The sequence below is a fragment of the Enterobacter cloacae complex sp. IR5459 genome, from assembly GCF_049238005.1.
Taxonomy (GTDB): domain Bacteria; phylum Pseudomonadota; class Gammaproteobacteria; order Enterobacterales; family Enterobacteriaceae; genus Enterobacter; species Enterobacter hormaechei_C.
This window is the reverse complement of record NZ_JBMKIG010000038.1, coordinates 1-3499: the sequence shown is the minus strand read 5'-3', so window position 1 is coordinate 3499 and position 3499 is coordinate 1. Positions and strand designations below refer to the sequence as shown.

The following is a 3499-nucleotide window of genomic DNA, read 5'->3' as shown; positions in this document are numbered from 1 at the left end:
ATGTGTGGGCTTATGCAACGGGAGAACGCGGTGCTGAACGAGCGCGTGTCGGACTTGAGCACGCAGGTGCTGAGTTTAAGCGAGCAGCTGCGCCGGTTTTCACAAGGCTGAACAGCATCGAGGCGCACCGGGAGCAGGAGCGCGTGGCACAGCACCAAAAAGCGCTAGATCTCGAGCGTTCAACTCGACAGCGAAGTTATAACGGTCCAACGCTTTAATAAGAAAAGCCGCCAATATGGACGGCTTTCTGCTTAATAACCTACAGGCTGGTGTCTCTTCAAGAGACGAGTTTATGGATATTCTTGAGGCGATCGAAAAGCTACGGCGCTATGTCTAAGTCGAGCCTTGCCAGAAGCTTCTGATAAAGATTTTCTGCCTGTTCGTGTAATTTTTCGCATTCTGTCGCTTCGTCATCAAGGTCAAGCTGGTCGATTTTTTCTAGCAAAAGCAGCGTCTGGGTGCGGATAAATTTAGCCATATTGAGAGCGGCAGATTCCTGACGGTTCATGTGTTCTTTTCTCTGTCTGGTTATGATGTTAAGTGAAAAAAGAATGCCTTCATTCTGGTGAATAGTCATGCATGCCGTTAAAATTTATCAGGCGCGTTTCTGGCGGGTTTTCGGGTGGTTTGTTGCCTGTTACCGGTTTCCCGTCAGAAACGCCCTGAGAGCCTCTCAGAGGGTGCGGCCAAGAGATGTTATTGTAATGTTTATGGCGTTATGATGTTTTTGTTCTTTATGCAGGGGTTGATCTTGTTCTTTGCATGTTAAGGTGTTCGTGAACTCGTGGATATTCATGTCACAAAAAGAATGCTCTAAGCTTGTTTGTAGGAATCCTGAATGAATATGAAATAAATTATTTTTATATTTAAAGAAAATGAGATAGGTTGATTTTTATGCTTAATAAAACCTCCTTCTTTCTTATTTGTCTTTATTATCGATGTTTTTTGATTTTTTTATTTTCGACTGCAATAATAATGCCGTCCTTAATTTACTATAGCATCTGAGGTATGTATGCTTAGAGATCGTAGTGTTCGAAGTGTTATGATTTTGTTACTGCTTTCTTTGTTTTTATTTAATTTACTAACATTGTTGTTTTTTAAAAGTTTGGTTTTTTGTTTTTTTTTAGTTTGCTTTTTATTTTCTGTTCATATATTGTTCGCATGGTTTTATCTTGACAGATTCTTAGTTATTCCAATAAATAAAGTCGTGTCTGCATTATCTGTTTTTAATGAAGGTGACTTTTCGTTGAGAATCCCTGAGTTTGGGAAAAACTGTGCGGGTCGTATTATTCCTGGTATTAATTCTCTATCTGTAGAAATGACGAGTTTTGTTTCTGGTATCCGTAATTGTTCTAAAATCACTCTTGATATAGCAGAGAAATTATCTGAACAAAGCGGTTTATTAACAACTGGTGCAGATAGCCAATCTTCCATGCTGATGCAGACTGCAGCAAGTATGGAGCAGATTTCCGCAGGTACAAAGCAAAGCTCAGATAGCAGTCGAGAACTCCATAAAATCACAACATCTTCCTATGATAGAGCCAGTCATGGTGAGGCGATTATGGAAGAATTAAAATCAAAAATGGACTTGATTAATTCTTGTTCTGATGAAATGAGTGAAGTCATATCCCTAATAGATAGTATATCTTTCCAAACTAATATTTTAGCTCTTAATGCTGCTGTTGAAGCCGCTAGGGCTGGTTCTGCTGGCAGGGGATTTGCAGTTGTCGCTAGCGAGGTTAGAAGTTTGTCCCATAAAACAGCTGAATCTGCAAAAAGTATAAAATCATTAATTGAAATTACGCATGACAACATTAGGCAAGGAGCTGAATTGGTTTTAGCGGCTAAAGATAATATGACCAAGATTTTATCTGGTGCGGAAAAAATAGATCAACTTACTGGTAGTGTGTTACTGGCCACTAGTGAGCAGGAAAAAGGAGTTTGTCAGATCGCTCAAGCTCTTTCTGAATTGGAGAGGGTAAACCAAAATAATGTCGTTGTAGTTGATGAGTTAGCTATGTCTGCTACTGCACTGGGGAATATGGTTCGTGAACTCGATGCAAAAACTAGCCATATTAAATTTGTGTGATATTGATTCGTTTCTGTTTGGGGCATTTGACTTTAATCGGATAACCTAAACGCGAATTTTCAAGAAAGCGCGAAAACTTAAACGAAATAGCCTTTGATGCAAGAACAATTCATTACGCATCGAGGCTACTTGAAAAATTCTCTTTGAGTACGAAGATTTCTACTCCAAACTGACTTCAAATTGACCATTTGGAAAGGATCCTCTTGAGATCCTTTCGTTCTCGCCGTAATCTCATGTCCTGCAAACAAAAAAACCACCGCTACCAACGGTGGTTCGTTTGCCGGAATAAAGAGCTACCAACACTTTTTTCCGAAGGTAACTGGCTTCAGCAGAGCGCAGATACCAAAACTGTCCTTCTAGTGTAGCCGTAGTTAGGTCACCACTTCAAGTACCGCCTACATATCTCGCTCTGCTGATCCTTTTACCAGTGGCTACCGCCAATGGCGATTTTTAGTGTCTGTAAGGGTTGGACTCAAGACGATAGTTACCTTACATGGCGCGGTAGTCGGACTGAACGGGGGGTTCGTGCATACAGTCCAGCTCGGAGCGAACTGCCTTCCCGGAACCGAGTGTCAGGCGTGGAATGAGAAACCGCGGCCATAACAGCGGAGTGACACCGGTAAACCGAAAGGCAGGAACAGGAGAGCGCACGAGGGAGCCACCAGGGGGAAACGCCTGGTATCTTAAAGTCCTGTCGGGTTTCGCCACCACTGATTTGAGCGTCAGATTTCGTGATGCTTGTCAGGGGGGCGAAGCCTATGGAAAAACGGCTTCGCCGTGGCCTTCTCGTTTTCCCGTTAAGTTTCTTCCTGGCATCTTCCAGGAAATTTCCTCCTTGCCCGTAAGCCGGTACCGCTCGCCGCAGCCGAACGACCGAGCGCAGCGAGTCAGTGAGCGAGGAAGCGGAATATATCCTGTAGCGCATATTCTGCTGACGCGCAGGTGCCGCCTTTTTTCTCCTGCCACATGAAGCACTTCACTGACATCCGCATTCGTGCCAACATAGTAAGCCAGTATACACTCCGCTAGCGCTTCGTGACTGGTTCAGGGCTGCGCCCCGAAACCCGCCAAAAGCCTGACGCGCCTGCGGCTTGTCCAACCCCGCGCCGACCGGGAAAGGCTTTCCCGTCCGTCCCGGCGTTATCAGGAGGGCGGTTTGTCAGAGAAACGGAACAAGATGCTCACCATGTGGGTGACGGAGGACGAGCACCGGCGGCTGCTCGAGCGCTGCGACGGCAGGCAGCTGGCAGCGTGGATGAGGCAGACCTGCCTGGACGAAAAGCCAGCACGTTCCGGAAAGCTTCCCTCAATCTCTCCGGCGCTGCTGCGCCAGCTTGCCGGCATGGGCAATAACCTGAACCAGATAGCCCGCCGTGTTAACGCCGGCGGCGGCACCGGCCATGACAGGGT

At 45.6% G+C, this 3499-nt stretch carries 4 protein-coding genes; 3 read left to right on the top strand and 1 reads right to left on the bottom strand.

Annotated features, from left to right (window positions below; genetic code table 11):
- Window positions 1-111, top strand: a complete 111-nt coding sequence (locus ACOTX4_RS25545; protein ID WP_421635500.1) for an MbeD/MobD family mobilization/exclusion protein — start codon at window positions 1-3, stop codon at window positions 109-111.
- A gap of 208 nt (window positions 112-319) precedes the next feature.
- On the opposite strand, the gene ACOTX4_RS25540 is transcribed toward ACOTX4_RS25545, so the two are convergent.
- Window positions 320-508, bottom strand: a complete 189-nt coding sequence (locus tag ACOTX4_RS25540; RefSeq protein WP_059291084.1) for a Rop family plasmid primer RNA-binding protein — start codon at window positions 506-508, stop codon at window positions 320-322.
- Window positions 509-1012: 504 nt separating this feature from the next.
- Here ACOTX4_RS25540 and ACOTX4_RS25535 point away from each other — a divergent pair.
- Together ACOTX4_RS25535 and ACOTX4_RS25530 are read left to right on the top strand one after the other, a co-directional pair.
- Window positions 1013-2089 (top strand): methyl-accepting chemotaxis protein, encoded by a 1077-nt coding sequence (locus tag ACOTX4_RS25535; RefSeq protein ID WP_080085133.1) that lies wholly within the window; start codon window positions 1013-1015, stop codon window positions 2087-2089.
- A 1177-nt stretch (window positions 2090-3266) separates the two neighbouring features.
- Window positions 3267-3499, top strand: a 233-nt coding sequence (locus ACOTX4_RS25530) for a MobC family plasmid mobilization relaxosome protein (RefSeq protein ID WP_284304923.1), incomplete at its 3' end; no start/stop codon positions are given.